This is a genomic window from Streptomyces flavofungini (assembly GCF_041028215.1).
Lineage (GTDB): Bacteria > Actinomycetota > Actinomycetes > Streptomycetales > Streptomycetaceae > Streptomyces > Streptomyces flavofungini_B.
In genome coordinates, this window is the sequence record NZ_JASKYR010001182.1 from 1 (window position 1) to 1,409 (window position 1,409).

1 protein-coding gene is annotated in these 1,409 nt (G+C 71.8%); it reads right to left on the bottom strand.

Going from position 1 to position 1,409, the window contains the following annotated elements; all coding sequences use genetic code 11:
- Nucleotides 1–145 precede the first annotated feature (145 nt).
- Nucleotides 146–1,360 carry an acetyl-CoA C-acetyltransferase gene (locus AB8Z36_RS39560; protein WP_369218195.1) on the bottom strand — a complete coding sequence of 405 codons (1,215 nt, stop codon included), beginning with the start codon at nucleotides 1,358–1,360 and terminating at the stop codon, nucleotides 146–148.
- Between the last annotated feature and the right edge of the window lie 49 nt (nucleotides 1,361–1,409).

The following is a 1,409-nucleotide window of genomic DNA, read 5'->3' on the forward strand; positions in this document are numbered from 1 at the left end:
CAGCTCCCCGCGCCCCCGAGGCAGCGCCTGTGCCGCGCCTCATGAGGCGCACGGAGTGCGCCTTCCAGGGGCGCGGGGAACTGCGCGAGCAACCACGGCGCACCCGCGGTCGGCAACGCACCCCCAGCCCCGACGGCGCGTGGCCCTACAGCCGCTCGACGATCGTCGCGATCCCCATACCGCCCCCCACGCACAACGTGGCCAGCCCGTACCGGAGGTCCCGCCGCTCCAGCTCGTCCACGAGCGTCCCGAGGATCATCGCCCCGGTCGCCCCGAGCGGATGGCCGAGCGCGATCGCGCCGCCGTTGACGTTGACCTTGTCCAGGGACAGGCCCATGTCCTTCACGAAGCGCAGCACGACGGCCGCGAAGGCCTCGTTGATCTCGACGAGGTCGATCTCGTCGATGGTGAGTCCGGCCTTGGCCAGCGCCTTGCGGGTGGCGGGCGCGGGCCCGGTCAGCATGATCAGCGGCTCCGACCCGGAGACTGCCGCGGAGACGATCCGGGCGCGCGGGGTGAGGCCGTAGCGCTCGCCGACCTCCTTGGTGCCGACGGCGACCAGCGAGGCGCCGTCGACGATGCCGGAGGAGTTGCCCGCGTGGTGGACGTGGTCGATCTGCTCGATCCAGTGGTACTTCTGGAGCGCCACCGCGTCGAAGCCGCCGAGGTCGCCGATGTCCTTGAAGGAGGGCTTCAGCTTGGCGAGAGAGTCGGCGGTGGTGCCGGGGCGCAGGTGCTCGTCGTGGTCCAGGACGACGAGGCCGTTGCGGTCCTTGACGGGGACGACGGACTTCGCGAAGCGGCCCTCCTTCCAGGCCGTGGCGGCGCGCTCCTGCGACAGCGCGGCGTACTCGTCGACGTCGCGCCGCGAGAAGCCCTCGACGGTCGCGATGAGGTCGGCGCCGATGCCCTGCGGGGCGAAGTTCGTCTCGAAGTTGGTCATGGGGTCGGCGAACCAGGCGCCGCCGTCGGAGGCCATCGGCACCCGCGACATCGACTCGACGCCGCCCGCCAGCACCAGGTCCTCCCAGCCGGAGCGGACCTTCATCGCGGCGAGGTTGACCGCTTCCAGGCCGGAGGCACAGAAGCGGTTCTCCTGGACGCCCGCGACGGTGTCGGGGAGACCGGCGGCGATGGCGGCGATCCGCGCGATGTCGGAGCCCTGGTCGCCGACGGGGCCGACCACACCGAGGACGATGTCGTCGATCGCGGCCGGGTCGAGGCCGGGGAAGCGGGCGCGGATCTCGTGGATCAGACCGACGACGAGGTCGATCGGCTTGGTGCCGTGCAGGGCACCACTGGCCTTGCCGCGTCCGCGCGGGGTGCGGATCGCGTCGTATACGTACGCTTCGGTGGTCACGCGTTGAGCCTTTCGAGGGTGTCCGGGAGGGGTTCGGGGTGTCCGGCGG